The following is a 20210-nucleotide window of genomic DNA, read 5'->3' on the forward strand; positions in this document are numbered from 1 at the left end:
AATCGACGGGGACGCCGGTCATCAGCCGGACGTCTTACCGCCACGCGTGGCACGATCGTCAGCATGACCGTGGACTATTACGACCTCGGCAAATACACACGTCCAGTGACCGCCACACCCGCCGCGCAGGTGTGGTTCGATCGCGGGCTGATCTGGACATATGCCTTCAACCACGAGGAGGCCGTGCGCTGTTTCGCGCGGGCGCTGGAACAGGATCCGGGGTGCGCGATGGCCAGTTGGGGGCTGGCGTACGCGCTGGGCCCGAATTACAACAAGCCGTGGGAATTCTTCGACGAGACGGAGTTGGCCGATACCGTCGCGCGCGCGCATGTCGCGGCGCGGCGGGCGGTCGAATTCGCGGATGCGGCGGCGCCGGTCGAGCGCGCCCTGTCCGACGCGCTGACCGCCAGGTATCCGCGCAACGCGCCCGAGGGCGACGGTTCGGTATGGAATGCCGACTATGCCGCGGCGATGCGCGGAGTCTACGAACGTTTTCCGGATGATCTCGACGTGGCGACGCTGTTCGCCGACGCGCTGATGAATCTGACACCGTGGGCACTGTGGGATCAGCGCACCGGTGCGCCCGCCGTAGGGGCGAGCACGATCGAAGCCGAGGCCGTGCTGGAGCGGGCGTTGGCGAGTCCGCGGGGCCGGACGCATCCGGGTGTACTGCACCTGTACATCCATCTGATGGAGATGTCACCGACACCGGAAGCCGCGCTGACGGTGGCCGACCGACTGCGCGGCCTGGTGCCCGATGCGGGCCATCTCGAGCACATGCCATCGCATCTCGACGTGCTGTGCGGCGACTATCGCGCGGTCGTCGCGGCCAATTCGGCCGCGATCGCCGCGGACGAGAAGTACGTGCGCGAAGCAGGGGAGATCAACTTCTACACCATTTACCGCGCGCACAATTATCACTTCAAGATCTACGGCGCGATGTTCCTCGGTCAGTCGGCGACGGCATTGGAAACCGTTGCACAGCTGGAGAATTCCATTTCCGAGGAGCTGCTGCGGGTCGAGTCGCCGCCGATGGCGGACTGGCTGGAGAGTTTTCTGTCCATGCGCGTGCATGCCCTGATCCGTTTCGGAAGATGGGCTCAGATCATCGACCTGCCGGTGCCGAAAGACCAAGCGCTGTACTGCGTTACCACCGCGATGCTGCACTACGCCAGGGGTGTCGCATACTCCGCCACCGGAAATCTGGAGCGCGCGGTCGAGCAACAACAGCTGTTCCGCGCGGCACTCGACCGAGTCCCGGAATCGCGGACCCTGTTCAACAACACCTGCCGCGATATCCTCGCCGTCGCCGCGGCCATGCTGGACGGCGAACTCGAATACCGAAAAGGCAACTACGACAACGCCTTCGAAGCCTTCCGTCGCTCCATCGACCTCGACGACAACCTACCCTACGACGAACCATGGGGCTGGATGCAGCCGACCCGCCACGCCTACGGCGCCCTGCTCCTCGAACAAGGCCATATCGCCGAGGCGGAGGCCGTCTACCGCGCCGACCTCGGACTCGACGACACCCTGCCCCGCGCCTCCCAACACCCCGGCAATGTCTGGAGTCTGCACGGATACCACGAATGCCTGGTGCGCCTCGGCAAGACCGGCGAGGCCCGCATCATCGCCCAGCAACTGAAACTGGCCGCCGCCGTAGCGGATGTGCCGATCGAGGCATCCTGCTTCTGCCGTTTGTCGGCGGTGGCGAGCGATCATTGCTGCGCGGTTCCCACTCAGGAAAGTTGATTCCCGAAAGGGTCGAATGGCTACGCTCGATCGGATGATCCTTTGCCACGTGACCCGTTGATTGCGCCGATCCGCACGCGCTCGCGACCTTCTGCGTCGAGCGCGAACGCGGAATCTGACGGTCAGCGAGTAGCTTCAGTCACTGAATCCATTGGCGCCGTGCGGATCCGGGACCGCAAGGCCAACACGCCGAGCGCCGAGCCGATCATGGCGAGACCGACGACCCACAGTCCGGCACGCTGCGTGCCGGTGAGGTCTTTCAGCCCGCCGGTGACGTACGGCGCGACGAACCCGCTGATATTGCCGATCGAGTTGATCAGCGCGATACCGCCCGCGGCCGCCGCACCGGTGAGAAATGTGCTCGGCAGCGCCCAGAACGTCGGCAGCGCGGCGAGCACTCCGACCGCGCACACGGTGACGGCGACCATGGCGGCCAACGGGTTACCTAGATACAGCGCCACTGGAATCGCGAGCCCACCGATCAGCGCGGGCAGCGCCACATGCCAGACCCGCTCGCCGGTCCGATCACCATGTCTGCTCCACACCACCATCACGACGGCGCCGATCGCATAGGGCACCGCGTTGATCAGACCGCGCTGCACCACCGAATAGTGTGTGCCGTACTGCTGTTGGAATCCGTTGATAATGGTCGGCAGGAAGAATCCGAGCGCGTACAGACCGTAGACGATGCCGCCGTAGATCAGGGCCAACCCGAGTATCCGCCGATGAGTCAGCGCTTTGCGCACCGTCCAATGTTCCACCTGCGCCGCCTGCTCGGCTTCGAGTTCCGTGGTCAGCCAATCGCTTTCCGCAGGCGTCAGCCACTTCGCCTGCGCCGGACGGTCGGTGAGAAAGAACCAGGTGACAACCGCGAGCACGATCGCGGGCAGCCCCTCGACCAGGAACATGAATCGCCAACCGCTGAGCCCGAATACGCCGTGGCCGTACTGGATGATCAGACTCGATACCGTCGAGCCCAACGCGGTCGAAATCGGCACCGCCGTCATGAACAACGCGACGATCTTCGCGCGCTGAGTCTGCGGAAACCAATACGTCAGATACAGCAGGATGCCGGGAAAGAATCCGGCCTCGACCACGCCGAGAGTGAATCGCAAGACATAGAGCCACGTTTCATTGGGCACGAACGCCATCGCGGTGGCGACCACACCCCAGCTCACCATGATCCTGGCGATCCACCGGCGCGCCCCGAACCGGTGCAGGGCCAGATTGCTCGGCACCTCGAGCACGAGATAGCCGATGAAGAAGATGCCGGAGGCGAAGCCGAACGCCGTCTCGGTCAGTCCCAGATCCGTCTTCATACCGCTGGGCCCGGCGAACCCGATATTGACCCGGTCCAGGTAGTTGATGAAATACAACAGCCCGAGAAACGGCACAAGTCGAATCGTGACCTTGCGCAACGTCGCGCGGGACACCTCGGTCGTTCCAGCCATTCGCGAACTCTCGACCCCCACCCGCCCCGGAGTCAAATTCCGCTGCTGGGAATGCCTAGCCGAGTTCGCGCTCGGCGGCGGTGGTCCGAGATGCGCAAAGGCCGGAGAAGTCGCGAAGCACAACGTGATTGCGGTCCGCGCAGCTGCCGAGAGCATGATCGGGGTGCAGTCCGAGATACTGACGCCGGGTGCGAGTGCTCCAGCGTCGGGCGGATTCGGAGCGGGTCTTGTAGAAGTTCACCGTGTAACCGCCCTCGTAGATGCGCAGCAGCATATAGCCGCCCGGATACTCCTTGGTCGCGGCGACTTCGAGGAATTCCACATCGATGCCGAGATCGGGACGGCCGCGCCGATTTCGGTGGGTATGGCCGCTGTGTTGCAGAAATACGCCAGGGGCGTCGCGATAGAGGGCGTGCAGCGCGGCCGCGTTCGCGCGATCGAGGACGAAACCCGGTCCGCCCGGATTGCTCACCGCCGCATACGAAGTCACCGGATGATGCCCGAAGATCAGGGTGGGGCGGTCCGGATCCGCGGCCAGGAGTTCACGCAGATGCGCCAGCTGTGGGGCCACGATGGTGCCGCCCGAGCCGCGCAATCGGGTGGTGTCGAGGCCGATCAATCGCAGGCCGCCGGCGTAGTACTCGACCAGCCGCTGGCGGGCGTGGAATACCGCACCCCAATGGTCGAGCCGCTGCCCGTCCCGCTCGTGCGGTTGATCGTGGTTGCCGCGGCAGACGAAGTAGTCCCGGCCCAGGTCACCCCAGGTATCCAGATGCGCACGCACCGCTAGTGACTGCTCGCGTGTGCCGGTATCGGTGAGGTCGCCCGCGACGATCAGCTGATCGGCCGCGCGATCGGGGCTGCGCAGGTCGTCCAAGAGCGCGCCGAGCATCAGCTCCGGATAATGCGCGGTGTCGTGGCGCAGCCCGGTGGGCAGCCCGGCCAGCACCAACCCGCTGATGTGCTCGCCGTAGTGCACGTCGTTGGCCAGCGCGATGGTGCGTAACAGCCGACCCGGCGGCGGTGTCGCGGTGGTGAATTGGCCGGTGGATTCCGGTGTGCCGGATCGCCTCGTGACCAGCGTGCGAGCCGTGACCGCACGGCAGCCGTTCGAGTAGGCCTCGAACCGGTAGGTGCGCCCGGGCTCGAGCCCATCGACCTCCGCGTAGTGGTACGCGGTGGGGCGGGAGTCCAGGTAGCGGGGCCTGGGCGTCGCGCGGCTGTCGGCCGCGGCGATGCGCACCTCGGTATCGGTTTCGATGGGCCGCAACCGCCCGTGGCGATCGCGTATCCGCGTGGTCCAGGTCATGATCACCGACCGATCGGTCACGGTGACCACCTCGAGATCGGTCGCCAGCACCGAATCGCGCTGCGGGCGTGGAATATCGGCGCCGCGCGGTCGGGCATACCGCGGCGTCAGCACGGCCGCCGCCGCGGCCCCGGCCGTCACATTGGCCAGCCATACGGTTCGAAGTCGTGGTTCCAGCATGGCGACCTCCGTCCACCGGTACAGCCGAACAGTACGGTCGCCAGCTGAACGCCCAGGTCCACCGACATGACGAGTCAGCCTCCGATAGCCGGACATTGGACAAATGGCGGCGGATTCGGAGGATCATGACGCCATGTCATCGGATCTCACCGCGTTCGTTCGCGGGCTGCCCAAGGCCGAGTTACATCTGCATCTGGAGGGGACACTGGAGCCGGCGTTGAAGTTCCGGTTGGCCCAGCGCAATGGGATAGAGCTGGCCGAGAAGACGGTCGAGGAAGTCAAGCAGACCTACAAGTTCCACGATCGACCAGTTGGCCGACGCGGACACATCTGTCGACGCCCCTTGAGCGAACCGACTGGTCGCCTGTTTGCTGACATCGACTCGTCGCGCCACAGCAACCTCGACGGCCGAACAGGGTGGTCACCGCGTCACGCGGCCGCGTTGGCGGGTTACTACATCGTCGTTAAATCGAAACCACATTGCGTGTGTCGCGAGCGGCGCGCCGGGTGTATACCCTCCAATGGCAAATTGAGAGTTTCGCTGGCAACGGTCTATCGACTATGAATGTCTGGTGCCGTTCCCACGCGTGATCACTTGTCTGCCGTCGAATCTCTCCCGTGGGGAGTCGATTTGACCATCCAACATCCTATTGAGGACGAGGTCGGGCAGCTCGCGAGACGGGTCGAAAAAGCCCGAGGACGACTGGCCTACCAGTTCGATCCCGCGCTGACCGAAGCTCTCTCCGAGGACGAACTGGTCGCCGAACGTGAGCTTGCCGAAAAGATTCGCGGTGAGGATCGCGCGCAGCGGTGGAAACAGGTTCAGGCCGCGGCCTCCGCGGCCGACCGCGCCAGGCAGACCACGGAAGCGATCGAGAAGGCCGACATCAGAGATCTATTGGTAGCCCGCAAGGCAATTGCGGCGCAGCGACGGGAGTCCAGCCCACACGCCAAGCTGGCGTCGCTGTACCGGCACCGAGGATGGTCACTGCGCGCGCTGGCGGGCGTGGTAGCGGCGGGCATGCTGTGGTCCGCGGTCAACGTACAGCACAACATCGCGCCGGGCGGGCCGGGCGATCCGCTGTACTGGTTCAGCTACCTCATCGAGGCGATGATCAGCGTCTGCCTGATCATCATCATGGTCGGCACCAACAAGGTGGCCGAGTGGGGTGTCATCGATAACCGCAGGCAGGTCGCCTCGGCCGAAATCGCCCTGCTGACGCTGACCGTCACGCTCAACACCTACCCGTACCTGCGCGCCGGCGAATGGTACGACACCGGTGTGCACGCCGTCGCCCCGGTGATGATCGGCGTCGCCCTGCTCATCCACGACGCCGCGAGCGCACGCTACGGCCTGGCCATCTACCGGGCCACCGAGCAGGTTCGCGAGCTGCCCGATCCGGCCGAGCAGATCCGGAGCAAGCTGCCCACGATCACGACCTATCGCGCGAACGCGCTTGCCGCCCTGGTGTCCTCGGAGTCGGACCGGGAGTCCGCGGAGCCGGGCGACGAGGCCGCGGCGGCCGCGGCTGATGCGGAACACGACGCCGAGGTCGAAGGAATCGTCGAGGCCGAAGAGGTCGAGGTCGAGGAGTCGACGGACGGTGTCGCGGCGGGGGACGCTGTCACGCAGGAATATTCCAACGAACCCCGCCCCGAGAAGCCGAGTAATACCAATGGCCGTCCCGTGGCCGAAAGCGGTCGCGCGCCGGGCAATCCGGGCGCGGCACCGGAGCCGCGGCCGGCCCCGGCCAAGGCCGTCCCCCGTCCCGTGGTCGCCAAGGAACCGGCCGCGCCAGTGGTCGCGAAGAACAACCCTTTCGCACCGGCGGTTACCGATAAGCCGGTCGCACCCGCCGCGGAGACCAAACCGGTGGCCAAGATCGAGAATCGACCCGCGAGCCCGCAGGCGGCCAAGCCGCCCGCCCGCAAGGCGGCTCCGGCGCCCGCCGAGAAGCCAGCGCCGCCCGCCGAGAGCAAGCCGGCCGCGGTGTCGCCGCTACGCCGGTCCGCCGGGTCCAGCGCGCCGGTCACCGCGGTGACGCGCAAGCCGAGCCCGCTCGACGGCAAGAAGGACAGCAGGACGACCGAGAACGCTCGGGGTAAGGTCAACCCGCCGTCCGAACCGGATTCGCACCTGCAGGTCGTTCGCACGCCGGATATCCACGACACCGGTCAGTTCCGAATCGCCGAGATGCTCGAACAAGAACTTGCCGAACTGCAGGCCGAGCGCAGGCGGGCCAGGGCGAGCAGACAACGCTGATGTCCGCGCTTGCCTGCCCCGAAACTTCGGGGCATGATGCAGGCTCGGTCATTAGATACGGTAATAATTGGCGATCGCTGTGTTGCGTCAGGTGTGGGAACGAAGGGATGAATCGGTCCAGTGATGAGGTCTTACCGCCCAGCAGGATCCGGCACCACATGTTGGGCCACGGCGCTGACCCGTTCGTAGCGCGTCGGTGCGAGACACCCGGAAGCTGGAGTTTCCGCGTACGGGCCCAGCACTAGTCATCCTCGCCGGAAGCGCCCTGCTGTCGGTGATCCTGTTGTTCACCACGATCGACCCCTTCCTCGACAAGGGCGGTTTCCTGGCCGGTGGGCTCGACGTGCACATCTATCGCGACGGCGCGTTTCGCATCGTGCACCACATCCCGCTGTACACCGAACCGACGATGCGTGGGCTGCTCTATACGTACACGCCGTTTTCCACCATCGCGTTCGTACCCATCTACCTGGTTCCCTGGGGGGCCGTCACGAACACCTGGCTGGTGTTCAACCTCTGCGTGCTCATTGCCAACGTGCTGGTCAGCTGGCGGTTGCTGGGTTATCGGATCAACGCTCGGCTGGCGCTGATCAGCGTTCTGCTGGCGACCACCTGCGTCTTCATCGAGCCGGTCCGTCAGACGCTGTACTTCGGGCAGATCAACCTGGTGCTGATGCTGCTGGTGCTGTTGGACGCGTCCCGGGAGGACGGCGGCAAGCTGCGCGGCCTCGGCGTCGGCATCTCGGCGGGCATCAAACTCACGCCGATCTACTTCGTCGCGTATTTCGTGGCGCTGCGGCAGTGGCGTTCGGCGATCACCGCGTGCGTCACCTTCCTCGGCTCGGTCCTCTTCGCCGGGATCATCCTGCCCGTCGATTCCCGCGAGTATTGGACCGCGACGTTCTTTCAATCCAACCGGATCGCGGTGGACAACCACCCGGCCAACCAATCCATCCGCGGCTTCATCGCGCACGTGCTGGGCGGGCCGGCGCCGATGTGGTTGTGGCTGCTCATCGCGGGCTCGATCGCGATCGCGAGCCTGATCGTCACCACGGCGCTATATCAACGCGGTGAGCGGCTGCTGTCGATCACGATCGCCGGTCTCACCGCCTGCGCGGTATCGCCGTTCTCCTGGGGACACCACTGGGTGTGGTTCGTGCCGCTGCTGGTCTTCCTGGTGCACAAGGCGCAGGACCGGCGACGCTGGTGGGTCGCCGCGGCGATTCTGTTCACCGCGACCGCCGCGTGGACCTACCACTGGAGCGCCAGCTGGGTGTCGATCGGAGTGTTCCTGCTGCCGCCCTGGTGGCCGATCACCAAGGTGATGATCAATGGCTACGTCATCGCCTATCTCGCGGTGCTGATCGGCGCGTGGATTCACCTGCGCCGAGACGGCTGGTCCATCGGCGAGCGTACGGCCGAGCGCTCGATCCGGTTCCCGCTGCTGCGACGGCGCACCCCCGAGACACCCTCCTGCCCGACGCCTTGTCCATGACCAATATCAGAACCCGGCTTTACCAGCGCTTTAGCTGCCACGACCCGCGGAAATAAGACGCTTGCCGGGCCGGTCGGCCGGAGTTACGGTTGGCTCTTGCGAAACGAAGCAATATCGGTCACCAGAAAGTTGCCGCACCTACCCTTCGAGTCATTCGACGGAGCGGCGCCACTTCGATGTCGCAGGCATATTTCGTTCGCTCGGGCCGGAGGTTTCCCATCATGACGAAGAAGAGGTCCCAGACCGCGCCCATGTTCACGGTGACCATGGTCAACGCTATCCATCAGGACATCGACGGCTATGGCGACAGATGGGTCGCCACTATCGACCACGGAAATATGCGCGCCGACTGGATCGCCGCGGCGGTTGCCAAGGATGCGCGGACCGTCCGGATCTGGTGCGACGACTGCGGAGCCAGCGTGCATCTGTGCCCGGAGATCCGCGACCACCTCCCCGACGACGTGCGCAAGGCACTCGCCGCGGCCTGGGAGCACTACCACCCGACGCACCACGCGTGGTCGGCATCGGATCAGGCGAACTCGAGGACCTGACACAACGGGCGGGCGCAGTGCGCGCACCGTCGCTCGCCCGGCGTACCCGAGCCGGAACAAGCAGCACTTCGGCATGGTCCGGCTCGGTCTCGAATATCGACGTGAACCGGGCTCATACCGGCGCGGTGGCCCCCACCGCCGCCCCCGGCTACCTCGACCAGAACTTCGCCACCATCACCCCCAATCACTACCTCAGCGAGGTCGCCCCCCTGGTCCGCGGCGAACACGTCGTCGAGGCAGTACAGGGCACCCGCGACGACTGCAAACTGCTCCATATCCGCCGTACCGAACCCTGCCTACAAATCCGCCGCCGCACCTGGTCCGCCCACGCGCTGGTAAGCGTCGCGCGCCTCGTACACCCCGGCTCCCGCAGCCGCCTCGAAGGCGCGTTCGGGGCTTAATCCAGCTGGGCGAGAAAGGTTTCGGCGTCGTTGGATGACCCGCTGCGCCTGGGACTCCACGACGTGCCCGAGCGTCGAGACGCTGTCGATCCGCACGGCCGATCGACCGTCGCGGTGCGCGGCGGTGACGAACAGCCGTAGTTCGGGGGCGAACTCGACCGTGATCTGTGCAGTGGTCACACCCTCAGCATGGCAGTGCTCGAGGTTTGACCACCGAGATTCACTTTGACCACCGAGATTCACAGAGCCCAGGGTTGGGCGCGGCGTCGGACCGGCGGCTCCGCGTTCGCCATCGCCTCGAGGTCTTCGAGGAATTTATCGATGCTGTCGGCGGCGACGTGGGTGGAGCCGATCTCGAGGCGGACCTTTTCCTCGGTGCTGTCGAGGACGGAGGCGGTGAGATCAGCCTTCAGGTCGCGGATCAGTTGGGTGCGCATCTGCGCGATCTGATCGCGGCCCTGGCTGCGGACCCTGGCGACTTCGGAGTCGGCGAATTCACGCATTTTCGCGATGATGCGTTCGGCGTCGGTGCGCGCGTCCTCGCGGATGTGCTCGAGTTCGGCCTGGGCATCGGAGACCGCGTTGTCGTAGGCGCGCTTGGCCTCGACCAGTCGCGTCGCCGCCGCTTCGTTGTCGTCGATCTGTTTCTGAATGTTGTTCTGCGCCTTGGCCATCAGCCGCCCGACCGGCGGCGCGACATATTTGACGATGACGAAGACGATAACGGCGAAACCGAAGAGCTGGCTGAAGAAGATCGGCCAATCGAAGCTGATGTGAAAGATGCCGGAGTCTTCGGTCCCCGCGGCGACGATGCCGGTGGTGAGGTTCATATGTCTACGCTCGCTCTGAATGGTGGCCCGCGCTGGAACCGGCGCGTCGATCCTTGATGCCGAGCACTCGACCGGCCAATGTTTCGGCGAGTGGTTCGACGGCCTCGCGCAGCTCCGCGGCAACCTGATCCGCCTGCGCCCGCAGTTCCGTCGCGGACTCCGCGACGATCCTGTCGGCCTCTTCCTGTGCCTCGCTTCGCAACTGATCGAGGATCACTCGACCCTCGGCCCGTGCCTGATTCCTGATCACGACCGCTTCACCGCGCGCCTGCGCGACGGCCGCTTGATATTTGGCTTCGGCATCGGCGAACAAGGCTTTTGCTTCCTTGTTGTCGACCACGGTCTCCGCGACTCTCGCCTCGCGTTCCGCCAATACCTTGCGTATCGGCGGAACGACGAACAGCCACATGACTCCGAGCACGATCAGGAAGATCAGCAGCTCGGCGAAGAATGTGCCGTTGGGAATGAGGAAATTCCCCTCGGCAACAACATCCTCATCCGGAGTCATGCTGTATTACTTACCGGGAGTGGCGAAGACGAACAGCGCCATGAAGGCCAGATTGATGAAGTACGCCGCCTCGACCAGACCGACGGTCAGGAAGAAGTTAACGCGGAGGCGACCCTCGGCTTCCGGCTGACGGGCAACGCCGTTGATCAACGCGGCACCGGCGAGTCCGTCACCGATACCCGCGCCGATGGCGCCGCCGCCCATGATGATGCCGCCGCCGATGAGCGCGCCCTGGACGATGGCCGCCGTTGTTGCGTCTGCCATGTTTCACTTCCTGTTCTCTTACCTGAATACCTGAGGTCGATCGGCGGCGCCGATCTAGTGGTGTTCGTTCTCCAGCGACATCGACTGGCTGAAGTAGAGGACGGTCAGCAGCGAGAAGATGAATGCCTGGATCGCTCCGACGAAGAGGTCGAAGAGTTTCCAGACGGCATTCGGACCCCAGCTGATCCAAAATGGGAACAACGCGATCACCGAGACCATCACGCCGCCCGCGAACATGTTGCCGAACAATCGCAACGACAGCGAGAGCGGTTTGGCGACTTCCTCGATGACATTGATGAAGACCATCGGGCCCCAGCCGGTGTGGCCCTTCAGCAGTGCCTTCGCGTGACCACCGGGACCGCGCCGATATACACCGGCGCCCTGGTACATGATGAACACGAACAAGGCGAGCGCGTAGACGAAATTGACATCCGATGCGGGCGGCGCGATCAATTCGCCGTGCCCGTACTGCACCGGCAGGATCGACAGCCAGTTCGACAGCAGGATGTAGATGAACAGCGTGACGGCCAACGGCAGCGCGAACGGCGCGACCTTCATGCCGATGGCGGTTTCCACCTGGTTGCGCATCTGGATGGTGACGGTCTCGAAGAACAGCTGCACACCGTTGGGGACGCCCGCGGTCAGCTTGGCCCGCAGGTAGAACGCCAGGGCGAGCACGATCGCGGCCGCGATGGCGGTCGAGATGATCGTGTCGACATTGAAGTCCATTCCCCACAGATGTGCGACCGCATGTTCGCCGACCTTGATTTTCGGCTCTTCGGGCTGTTCCTGTGCGAGGACGGGAACGGTCAGTTGCGCTAGGGCAGCAAGTTGATTCGTCATGACTGCTGGCGAAGCTCCTTCACTTCGGGCAGGACCGTAACCAGCACCAGAATCACTTGAAAGACGGCCAAGCCGAAGAAGATTCCGATGCCATTGGGTCGCGCCAGGAAAGCCAATAACAGCGAACCTGCCGTTATGCCGATCAACCGGACGGCGGAGGACAGGAACAGCCCTTGCTTCTTCGGTTTTTCCGCATCGGCGACCAGGTTGACAGTTACTCTGGTGAGTTGGGCATTGATCCAGCCGAGCGCCAGCCCGATGCCGATGAACATGCCGAGCAGCAGTCGATCGAGCATCCCGGTGGCCGCCAGTGTCAGCACCGCGACGCCGATTGCGAAGACAGCCGCACGGCGCGTTCGGAGTGCATTGACATCCACTGCGACACCGCCTTCGCCGGTCATCCCACCTCGGTGTGGGGTCTTAATTGATCGATAGCATACACATTAACAACCCTTTTGGAAGGCAACGTTTTTGATCTTTCTCCGGCGAGATTTCGAACGATGTCCATCGGACGACAGTGTCACATCGGAGACCACAAGATCAACCAACGGCCCTGGCTCGTGTCGAGATAAATCGGACAAAACGGTCACTCCAACCGCTTTCCGCTATTCCTCGGCTTATTCAAGCTTGATACCTAATTTCGGTCATGTTTTCGTAAAGGAATACCAAAGCGACGGCCATTTCGCCGAGTTGGAGTCGGCTCGCGACATCGAAGCGTGCGATCGCCGCGATATCTGCATACCGCATCCGGGTCGGACCTGTTGATAGCTGGCGCGCTGCCCCTCGGGCGGCGTTGTGCGGGTACCGGGCCAGCCGCAGGACGAGGGCGCCGGGCCGTTGGCTCGGCGCCCTCGTGGCGGTGGTTCGGGTGACGTCGAGGCCGGTGGTGGTGGGGGATGCGTGGTAGGTCGAGTTGGTGGGGCAGGGGCCGGGGTGATTATCGAACAGTTGGTTGACCTGTGGATTCGGTGGCGCCGACCCAGGTGGTGAGTGCTTCGGCCAAGCCTGCGGTGGTGGGTTCATCGGTTGCCCATGCGATGTAGCCGTCGGGGCGCAGCAGGACGGCGCCGGGCGCTGGGATCGCACCGAAACCGGGGATGGTCCAATGCTCGGCGCGGCCGACGGCGCTGATGATCTCGACCCGGTCGTGCCATTCCGGGAGCGCCGCAACGTCGTTTCCATCCAGCACCAGCAGGACCGGGCGGCCCGCGCGCAGCAGCTCGTGGACCCGAGTGTCGCCGTCCGCGGTGGTGAGGTCGGCATCGGGGACGCGGCGGCCGATGAGCGGGTGCTCGCCCTTGATGTCATAGCGGATGTCGAGGGCGGTGATCATGAGGCCGAGGCGCTGGCGCACCTGGTCCATATCGATCAGGTCGCTCATGATGTCGCGCAGCGCGTCGGTGTGCGGGCCGGAGCGCGACAGCGCGGTCTGGGCGCGGGTGTTGTTCAGGACGCGCGCCGCGATGGGGTGGCGTTCGGTCTCATAGGTGTCCAGCAGTTCGTCGGATGCGTTGCCGTGCAAGGTGGCGGCGAGCTTCCAGCCGAGATTCATGGCGTCCTGCAGGCCCATATTCTGGCCCTGGCCGCCTGCCGGGTAGTGGATGTGCGCGGCGTCCCCGGCCAGGAAGACCCGGCCGACGCGGTAGCGGTCGGCTTGGCGGGCGGCGTCGCCGTAGTGTGTGACCCAGCGTGGGCTGTGCATGCCGAAGTCGGTGCCCGCGATCTCCGTGAAGTTGGCGCGGAAGTCCTCGAAGGTGAGTTCGGTGCCGCGTTCGAGGACGAGGTCGTGCCGCTGCACGACGAGTCGGAACCAGCCGGGTTCGAATTGCACCGCGGAGAAATCGCCCGCACCACGGCGGTGTCCGAAGAAGGGCTGTGCGGGCGGATCGCTCAGCTCGACATCGGCGATCATGCCGGTCATGGTCGTATCGGTGCCGACGAAGTCGATGCCGGCGAGCTTGCGCACCGCGCTGCGGCCGCCATCACAGCCGACCAGGTAGGCGGCCCGGATACGGCGGGGATTCGGGCCGCCGATCTCCACCTCGACACCCGACGCGTCCTGCCGGAAGCCGACGACCGGCGAGGCCCACTGCACGGGCGCGCCGAGTTCGGTTGCGTGCCCTTCGAGTTCGCGCTCGACCACCGACTGCAGGACGGCGAGCGTGTACGGGTAGCGGGTATCGAAGTCGGCGAAATCCAGTGGCAGCCCACCGAAGTGCCCGGCCTGCATGGGGCGGCCCTGCAGGAGCAAGCCGTCGAGCAGGCCGCGCTGGTCGAGGACCTCCATGGTGCGGGCGTGGATGCCGCCCGCGCGGGATTCACCGGTGCGCGCCGGAAGTCCATCGACCAGCGCGACGTCCACCCCGGCCAGGCGCAGTTCGTAGGCCAGCATCAGTCCGGTCGGTCCGCCACCGGCGATCACCACATCGGTCGTTTCCATATCCGTCTCCTTAACAGCGTTAAGCGGCTTAACGTTGTTAAGGAGACCAGAACATTGTTAAGCTGTCAAGGAGTCGAACGAAGGAGGTGGAAGTGAAGATCGATGCCAAGGTGATCGCCGAGGCCGCGTTGGGGTTGCTCGACGAGGTCGGTCTCGACGGACTGACCATGCGCAAGGTGGCCGCGGCCCTGGATGTGCAGGCGCCCGCGTTGTATTGGCACGTCAAGAACAAGCGCGAACTGCTCGATGTGATGGCTCAGCGTGTGTTCGTCACCGCGGTCGACGGAGTCGAAGCGCCACGGCGCGGGGAAGACTGGCAGGACTGGGTCATGGCGCTGGCCGGGCGGTTACGCCGATCGATGCTGCGTTATCGGGACGGCGCCAAGGTACTGGCCGGGACCTACGTCAGCGACGAAGCCATGTGGCGGACGGTGGAATTGACATTGCGCACGCTGGAAGATGTGGGTTTCGCGCTGGTCGACGCCCAGCGCGTCTTCCCGATCCTGCTGCATTACACGGTCGGGTTCGTGATAGAGGAGCAGGCCCAGTCCGGCGCGGAGTACGCCGACGGTAATCCCTACGATCGCGCGCGACTCGAGCAGGCTGTCGATGCCGAGCGTTACCCGCGAACCGCTCGCATGGTGGCCGAACTCTTCGACGCCGATGCCGACGCGGAGTTCGAGCACGGCCTGCGCGTCATCCTCGCCGGAATCCTCGCCACCCGAACGGTTTCCGAGCCTTCGTGACGCGGTCGCTCAATGGCCGAAGCGGGCAAGGCCGTCGGCGAGGTTGGTGATATCCATGCGTCGAGGACCTGCTGGCGGACATCAGGGCATTCAGTGGTGGTGATGCGGTCGACGATCGCGCGGTCTTTGAGGACGGTGTCGTTGAGCCCGCCGTTGCGCGCGGCCCAGTCGTGCACGGTGGCGTTGAAGCCGACCTCGGCGCGCGTGGGTTCCTGCGCGGCGACTACGGGCGGAACAGTTGGTCGGTGGGGGCGAGGGGGTCGATGGTGTTGGAGATCTGGGCTACCAAGTTCCATGGGCGGTTGGTGTCGGTGGTGGCCTTGCCGTTGGTCAGGATGGCTCCGGAGAGTCCGCGTGCGGGGTCGGCCCAGCCGTATTGCGTGGTCAAACCGCTTCGACCGAAATGGGATCGGGTGTTTCGGCCGAATTTCGATCTGCGGGCGCCGAGTTCGAAGCCCGCTCGGCTTACCCGGCCCGCCAGGCCGGGGAGCCGGTTCGCGGGCTGGATGGCTGCGCGCAGGGTGTCGGGTTCGATGATCCGGATGCCGTTCGATTCGCCACCGCGGGTGAGGATTTCGTAGAAGCGGGACAGTTCGCAGGCGGTGGTGACCAGGTTGCCCGAGGGGAGTTCGGCGGTCAGGAAGGCCTGGTTGGAGGATTGCGAGGCAGCTCCGCCTATCCGGCTGCCGAGTGCCTTGCGGGCCAAGAAGGTCGACATGCGCGATGGCGCGGGGCCGGTCTGCACGCTGGGGACGACCTTGTCGACATCCTCGGGTCGGACCCCGAAGTTGGTCCAGCGGAAGTCCAAGGGTTCGAGTACCTGCTCGGCGAGGTGGTCGCGCATCCGCTTGCCGGTCGCCCGCTGCACCAGCAGGCGTTGAATCAGCCCGCCGGTCAACGCGTGGTAGACGCGGAACCGGTCCGGCGGCCAACTCGGCGCCAGGTCCGCCAGCGCTCGAACTGCCGACTCTTCGTCGACGATCGCCTTGAATCCCTTGTGCGGCGCGGTAATAAACGGCACACCGGCCGAATGCGAGAGCACCTGGCCGATCGTAATCGTCGCCTTACCGTTCGCCGCGAACTCCGGAATGTAGTCGCACACCGGATCATTCAGCGCGAACGCACCCTGCTCGACGAGCATGAACATCAGCGTCGCGGCGACGCCCTTCGCGGTGGAGAACCCGCAGAACGGCGTCTCCGGGGTGGCAGGCACCTTCACCGCATCCGGATCGTCGCCCGGCGCATTGCCCCAACCGTGCCCGATGGTCCGGTTCAACACGATCTTCCCGTTGCGTCGCACACAGGTCTGAATCGCCGGAGTCGTCCCCAGCCGATACCACGCCTGCACCGAGGCCCACAGCGACTCGACGTCCCCGCGGGTCAACCCGGCATCGCCCGGATCGTCCTCATGTCCGACCGTCGTCACCGCGTCCAGATCCGCGGCGACCGTCACCAACGTGCCAGGGGGTACCTTCACTCGGCCAGCATATCGACGCGGAATTTTCGCCGGCCGGCCTGCGGACCCGGGTGGCATTCCTGGACCTCAGACGAGGTGGCCATCGGCGGTAGCCGCGCTAGCCTCGGAATATGTGCCGAAATATCACCGCTCTACGCGGGCTGGAGCCCGCGGCAACGCCGGAAGAAGTGCATGCGGCGGCCCTGCAGTACGTCCGCAAGGTTGGCGGGCTGTCGAGCATCTCCGAGGCCACCCGCCCGGCCATCGATGCCGCCGTCGCTGACATCGCGGCCGCGACGATGCGCCTGCTCGACCAGTTGCCGGACCGCAAGGTTCCGCCCAAGACCATCCCGCCGCTGCGCCGCCCCGAGGTCCAGGCCCGGATCCACGCCCACACGCACGACTGAGGCTGGTTCGCGCACACCGATCGGGCACCTCGCAGGTTGCGCCGTGTGCGCGGCGGCCAATAGGTCTGCGCTCGGCTGCTGTCAGCAGATCTGCTGAGGGCAGCGTGGGGGGATTTCGCGGGGGTGTGCGGTGCACGGTGGAGTCATGGCTCACGATGACAAGACACCGATGTTCAGTTGGCGCGCCAGGGAGCAGCTGCTCAGCAGGCGGATCCTGGTGCTGGACGGCGCCCTCGACGACGACAACGGGACGCTGCTGATGACGCAGCTGCTCACGCTGGCGGCCGAGGACGCCGATGCCGGGATCTCGTTGTGGATCCATTCCCCCGGTGGTTCGGTGCCCGCGATGCTCGCCATTCGCGATGTGATGCGGCTGGTGCCGTGCGAGGTGTCTACCCTGGCGCTCGGATTAGCGTGCAGCGCAGGGCAATTCCTTTTATCCGCGGGTACTCCGGGGCGGCGGTTCGCGCTGCCGCACGCCAGGGTGCTGATGCATCAGGGATCGGCCGGAATCGGCGGCAGCGCGGTCGATGTCGAAGTGCAGGCCGATGACCTGCGCTACACCGTGGCGACGGTACTCGGCATCATCGCCGGCGATACCGGGCAGCCCTACGACCGGATCTATGAGGATTCGCTGCACGACCGCTGGTTCAGCGCGACGCAGGCCAAGGAGTACGGCTTCATCGACCACATTGTCGACTCGTTCGGGCAGATCGTGCCCCAGCGCCAGCGGATAGGGATCTCGGCATGACCTACACCATTCCCAATGTGATCGCCCAGCATCCGCGCGGCGGCGAGCGGATCACCGATATCTACTCGCATCTGCTCGCCGAGCGGATCGTCTACCTGGGCACTCCGATCGACGCGGGCGTGGCCAACGCGCTCATCGCGCAATTGCTGCATCTGGAGTCGGAGAGCCCGGAGCAGGAGATCAATCTGTACATCAACTGCGAGGGTGGCGATCTGTCCGCGATGCTCGCGGTGTACGACACCATGCAGTTCATCAAAGCGCCGGTGCTGACGACCTGCGTCGGCCAGGCCATCGCGGTCGGTGCGGTCTTGCTGGCCGGCGGCGCACCCGGTCGGCGAGCCTTGCTGCCGCACGCCAGGGTGGTGTTGCATCAGCCGGCCGCGCGCGGTCAGGGTGCGATTCCCGACCTGATCCTGCAGGCCGATGAGCTGGTGCGGATGCGCGCGGAGATCGAGTCGATCCTGGCGCGGCACACCGGACAGTCGGCGCAGCGACTGCGCCACGACACCGACCGGGATCGGGTCTTCACCGCGCAGGCGGCGGTCGACTACGGTCTCGTCGACCACGTGCTCGGATCGCGCGCGATCTAGGCCGCCACTGCCATGAGCGTGGGCGTGGCACCGGCCCGCGGCGCGGACGGCCGAGCGAACAGGGGGCGAGGATGGGCGCGCAATTCGTCGGCCACCTGTTCGGTCAGGCCGAACAGTGTGGTGCCGAGGGCTCCGGCCAATGCGGCGATCATCTCGCTGGACGGCTCCTTGCGGCCGCGCTCCACCTCTGAGAGGTACTGCGGCGAAATGCCCGCTCGCCCAGCGGTTTCGACGAGCGTCTCGCGTTGTTCCCGGCGCAGCGTGCGCAACCGTTCGCCGAGTACCTCACGCCACAGCGGCTCCGGTTGAGCCGCCGGCTCGGTGTGCCGAGGCCGGTCGTCGCGTCCGCCGGGGATCGAGTGCAGTCTCGGATGCTCGGTCATATCCAGAGCGTACGACCGCGGCCACCGATCCTGCCGATCATTACGCTCTGGGCGGACAAGCGCCGCGCATGGCAAAGGCCCTATGTCCGGTGGACATAGGGCCTTTCGCGTCAAGTGTAGATCAGGGCAGCGGGATCCACTGGCCGAACAGCCAGAATCCGTGTCCGGCGGGCTGCTGATCACGCTGATCCTGATGCTGGTCGGAGCGCTGATCATGGCCGTTCTGCTGTTGCTGGGGCACCGGGCGCTGCTGATCCTGGCCCGGGTCGGCGCTCGCCACACCGGCGCCCACACCCAGCAACCCGACCAGAACGCCGCCCGCGATCGCACCCTTGGCCAGCTTCGACTTGATCTTCATCCACGTTCCTCCTGTTGTCGGGCCTCGATCCGAGACCATCGACCCGTTCGAACCGGACCGACAGGACCCATCCTCTAAGCCGAACATTTGCCTACCCTCGATCGTCGCTGTGAGTTAGCTATGTTCGACCACGCGGGGTATCCATGGCTGGGCGGCAGCCATGCGACGATGCAGGCCATCGAGATTCGCGCCCTCGGCAACCCGCGCAAGGCGGTGCCGGGCAGCCTGCCCGGTGAGGTCCTGCGCCAACGCCATCCGGAGTTCCCGTATATATGACCGTGGACGTGATGCTCGACGCCAGCGGCTGGTACGACTAGGACCGTGTTGCGGGATCGACAGGAAGGAAAGCAATGACCATCGAGATCCGCCGGGTGATGGTCCTCGGGACCGGGGTGCTCGGTTCGCAGATCGCATTCCAGAGCGCGTTTCACGGGTTCGACGTCACGGCATACGACATCAGCGACGAGGCCCTCGCCGGTGCCCGCGACCGTATCGCCAAGCTCGCGGCGACCTATCGCGACGAGGTGCCCGGTGCGGGTGACGGCAAGGCCGAGCAGACCGAGGCGGGCATCGTGCTGACCGCCGATCTCGCCGCCGCGGTGCAGGATGCCGACCTGGTGATCGAGGCGGTGCCGGAGGTCCTCGCCATCAAGGAGCAGACCTACCGGCAACTGGGCAAACTCGCGCCGGAGCGGACCATCTTCGCCACGAATTCATCGACGCTGCTGCCCAGCGATATCAAGGACTTCACCGGCCGCCCGGACAAATTCCTGGCCCTGCACTTCGCGAACCTGGTGTGGAAGTTCAACACCGCCGAGGTGATGGGCACGCCCGACACCGATCCCCAGGTGTATCAGGCGGTCGTCGATTTCGCCGCCGCGATCGGCATGGTGCCGATCGAATTGCACAGGGAGAAGGCGGGCTACGTACTCAACTCACTGCTCGTGCCGCTGCTCAACGCCGCGATGGCGCTGAGCGCGGGCGGCTACGCCGAACCCGAGGCGGTCGACAAGACCTGGCGGATCGGCACCGGCGCACCGGTCGGCCCGTTCCAGATGCTCGACATCATCGGACTCACCACCCCGTACAACATCCTCGCCAACGGCGACGAGGACGCACAGCGCCTGGCCGCCTGGCTCAAGACGACCTACCTCGACAAGGGCAAGCTGGGCATCGCCACCGGCGAGGGCTTCTATCGCTACTCCGCCTAGATCAGCGGGGCACGACCACGG

At 65.4% G+C, this 20210-nt stretch carries 23 protein-coding genes and 1 pseudogene; 12 read left to right on the plus strand and 12 right to left on the minus strand.

Translation table 11 applies throughout. From position 1 onward, the window contains the following. Window positions 1–63 precede the first annotated feature (63 nt). On the plus strand, window positions 64–1752 hold the full coding sequence (locus OG874_RS42535; protein WP_330252667.1) for a tetratricopeptide repeat protein: 1689 nt from the start codon (window positions 64–66) through the stop codon (window positions 1750–1752). Between the two features lie 122 nt (window positions 1753–1874). Here OG874_RS42535 and OG874_RS42540 read toward each other — a convergent pair whose 3' ends face one another. Together OG874_RS42540 and OG874_RS42545 are read right to left on the minus strand one after the other, a co-directional pair. Further along, window positions 1875–3203, minus strand: a complete 1329-nt coding sequence (locus OG874_RS42540; RefSeq protein ID WP_330252668.1) for an MFS transporter — start codon at window positions 3201–3203, stop codon at window positions 1875–1877. Window positions 3204–3258: 55 nt separating this feature from the next. Next, window positions 3259–4692 (minus strand): metallophosphoesterase, encoded by a 1434-nt coding sequence (locus OG874_RS42545; RefSeq protein WP_330252669.1) that lies wholly within the window; start codon window positions 4690–4692, stop codon window positions 3259–3261. Window positions 4693–4795: 103 nt separating this feature from the next. Between OG874_RS42545 and OG874_RS42550 the strand changes: the two genes are divergently transcribed. From OG874_RS42550 to OG874_RS42570, 5 genes and pseudogenes are all read left to right on the plus strand, one after another. Further along, the gene (locus OG874_RS42550) at window positions 4796–5257 is read left to right on the plus strand and encodes a hypothetical protein (protein ID WP_330252670.1); all 462 of its coding nucleotides are present in this window, start codon (window positions 4796–4798) and stop codon (window positions 5255–5257) included. A gap of 66 nt (window positions 5258–5323) precedes the next feature. Next, window positions 5324–6955, plus strand: coding sequence for a hypothetical protein (locus tag OG874_RS42555; protein ID WP_330252671.1), 1632 nt, complete (start codon window positions 5324–5326; stop codon window positions 6953–6955). A 196-nt stretch (window positions 6956–7151) separates the two neighbouring features. After that, entirely contained in the window at window positions 7152–8450 is a 1299-nt protein-coding gene (locus OG874_RS42560; RefSeq protein WP_330252672.1) for a glycosyltransferase 87 family protein, read from the plus strand. A 221-nt stretch (window positions 8451–8671) separates the two neighbouring features. Beyond that, window positions 8672–9001: a hypothetical protein gene (locus tag OG874_RS42565; protein ID WP_330252673.1), complete on the plus strand. Its 330-nt coding sequence runs from the start codon at window positions 8672–8674 to the stop codon at window positions 8999–9001. Between the two features lie 125 nt (window positions 9002–9126). Continuing rightward, a pseudogene (locus tag OG874_RS42570) lies at window positions 9127–9402 on the plus strand (UTRA domain-containing protein); the annotation flags it as partial. Here OG874_RS42570 and OG874_RS45010 read toward each other — a convergent pair. From OG874_RS45010 to OG874_RS42600, 7 genes are all read right to left on the minus strand, one after another. Next, window positions 9298–9645: a hypothetical protein gene (locus OG874_RS45010; RefSeq protein ID WP_442943229.1), complete on the minus strand. Its 348-nt coding sequence runs from the start codon at window positions 9643–9645 to the stop codon at window positions 9298–9300. The pseudogene OG874_RS42570 and the gene OG874_RS45010 overlap by 105 nt on opposite strands. Beyond that, window positions 9642–10232 (minus strand): F0F1 ATP synthase subunit B family protein, encoded by a 591-nt coding sequence (locus tag OG874_RS42575; RefSeq protein WP_330252674.1) that lies wholly within the window; start codon window positions 10230–10232, stop codon window positions 9642–9644. Before OG874_RS42575 ends, OG874_RS45010 begins: the two co-directional genes overlap by 4 nt. Window positions 10233–10236: 4 nt before the next feature. Further along, window positions 10237–10740, minus strand: coding sequence for a F0F1 ATP synthase subunit B (locus OG874_RS42580; protein WP_330252675.1), 504 nt, complete (start codon window positions 10738–10740; stop codon window positions 10237–10239). Between the two features lie 6 nt (window positions 10741–10746). After that, window positions 10747–11004 (minus strand): F0F1 ATP synthase subunit C, encoded by a 258-nt coding sequence (locus OG874_RS42585; protein ID WP_330252676.1) that lies wholly within the window; start codon window positions 11002–11004, stop codon window positions 10747–10749. Between the two features lie 54 nt (window positions 11005–11058). Then, entirely contained in the window at window positions 11059–11733 is a 675-nt protein-coding gene (gene atpB, locus OG874_RS42590) for a F0F1 ATP synthase subunit A (protein WP_330257654.1), read from the minus strand. A 110-nt stretch (window positions 11734–11843) separates the two neighbouring features. Continuing rightward, entirely contained in the window at window positions 11844–12248 is a 405-nt protein-coding gene (locus OG874_RS42595) for a hypothetical protein (protein ID WP_330252677.1), read from the minus strand. Window positions 12249–12784: 536 nt separating this feature from the next. Next, window positions 12785–14287, minus strand: coding sequence for an FAD-dependent monooxygenase (locus OG874_RS42600; protein WP_330252678.1), 1503 nt, complete (start codon window positions 14285–14287; stop codon window positions 12785–12787). A 92-nt stretch (window positions 14288–14379) separates the two neighbouring features. Here OG874_RS42600 and OG874_RS42605 point away from each other — a divergent pair, with 92 nt between their 5' ends. After that, window positions 14380–15033: a TetR/AcrR family transcriptional regulator C-terminal domain-containing protein gene (locus OG874_RS42605; RefSeq protein ID WP_330252679.1), complete on the plus strand. Its 654-nt coding sequence runs from the start codon at window positions 14380–14382 to the stop codon at window positions 15031–15033. A gap of 223 nt (window positions 15034–15256) precedes the next feature. On the opposite strand, the gene OG874_RS42610 is transcribed toward OG874_RS42605, so the two are convergent. Continuing rightward, complete coding sequence (locus OG874_RS42610) at window positions 15257–16510, minus strand: serine hydrolase (protein WP_330252680.1); 1254 nt, start codon at window positions 16508–16510, stop codon at window positions 15257–15259. A 110-nt stretch (window positions 16511–16620) separates the two neighbouring features. Here OG874_RS42610 and OG874_RS42615 point away from each other — a divergent pair, with 110 nt between their 5' ends. The 3 genes from OG874_RS42615 (at window position 16621) to OG874_RS42625 (ending at window position 18237) form a co-directional block, all read left to right on the plus strand. Beyond that, window positions 16621–16896 carry a DUF2277 domain-containing protein gene (locus OG874_RS42615; protein WP_330252681.1) on the plus strand — a complete coding sequence of 92 codons (276 nt, stop codon included), beginning with the start codon at window positions 16621–16623 and terminating at the stop codon, window positions 16894–16896. A gap of 145 nt (window positions 16897–17041) precedes the next feature. Beyond that, complete coding sequence (locus OG874_RS42620; protein WP_330252682.1) at window positions 17042–17647, plus strand: ClpP family protease; 606 nt, start codon at window positions 17042–17044, stop codon at window positions 17645–17647. Further along, complete coding sequence (locus OG874_RS42625; protein ID WP_330252683.1) at window positions 17644–18237, plus strand: ClpP family protease; 594 nt, start codon at window positions 17644–17646, stop codon at window positions 18235–18237. The genes OG874_RS42620 and OG874_RS42625 overlap by 4 nt, the downstream gene beginning before the upstream one ends. Here the strand turns inward: OG874_RS42625 and OG874_RS42630 are convergent. Beyond that, entirely contained in the window at window positions 18234–18620 is a 387-nt protein-coding gene (locus OG874_RS42630; RefSeq protein WP_330252684.1) for a helix-turn-helix domain-containing protein, read from the minus strand. The two genes, OG874_RS42625 and OG874_RS42630, sit on opposite strands and share 4 nt — an antisense overlap. Before the next feature lie 121 nt (window positions 18621–18741). Further along, on the minus strand, window positions 18742–18978 hold the full coding sequence (locus tag OG874_RS42635) for a hypothetical protein (RefSeq protein ID WP_330252685.1): 237 nt from the start codon (window positions 18976–18978) through the stop codon (window positions 18742–18744). A gap of 120 nt (window positions 18979–19098) precedes the next feature. Here OG874_RS42635 and OG874_RS42640 point away from each other — a divergent pair, with 120 nt between their 5' ends. Both OG874_RS42640 and OG874_RS42645 read left to right on the plus strand, forming a co-directional pair. Next, complete coding sequence (locus OG874_RS42640) at window positions 19099–19254, plus strand: hypothetical protein (protein ID WP_330252686.1); 156 nt, start codon at window positions 19099–19101, stop codon at window positions 19252–19254. A gap of 74 nt (window positions 19255–19328) precedes the next feature. Beyond that, entirely contained in the window at window positions 19329–20189 is an 861-nt protein-coding gene (locus tag OG874_RS42645; RefSeq protein ID WP_330252687.1) for a 3-hydroxyacyl-CoA dehydrogenase, read from the plus strand. The last annotated feature ends 21 nt before the right edge of the window (window positions 20190–20210 follow it).

This window comes from Nocardia sp. NBC_00565, from assembly GCF_036345915.1.
Lineage (GTDB): Bacteria > Actinomycetota > Actinomycetes > Mycobacteriales > Mycobacteriaceae > Nocardia.